Below are 243 nucleotides of genomic sequence, written 5' to 3'. Positions count from 1 at the left end.
CATTATGACGGCTGGAAGCAGGAAATCGGTGAGCGCACTATTCTGAACCATGCCGGTGCATTTGGCGAAAATCTTTCCACCACCGGACTGACTGAAGAAACGGTGGCAATCGGCGATATTTTTCAGACCAGTGACGCTGTCATTCAGGTCAGTCAGGGACGCCAGCCGTGCTGGAAACTGAATATCCGCTTTGACACCGGCGACATGGCTTTGCGCGTACAACGCAGCGGGCGCACCGGCTGG

1 protein-coding gene is annotated in these 243 nt (G+C 55.6%); it reads left to right on the top strand.

Annotated elements, in window-relative coordinates:
* Positions 1-243: MOSC domain-containing protein (locus HBA93_RS22975; RefSeq protein ID WP_221724770.1), on the top strand; the 243-nt coding region annotated here is incomplete at both ends.

The sequence above is a fragment of the Ochrobactrum sp. SFR4 genome, from assembly GCF_019730395.1.
Taxonomy (GTDB): domain Bacteria; phylum Pseudomonadota; class Alphaproteobacteria; order Rhizobiales; family Rhizobiaceae; genus Pseudochrobactrum.
The sequence above is the reverse complement of the archived record's forward strand: the minus strand, read 5'-3'. Positions and strand labels throughout refer to the sequence as shown.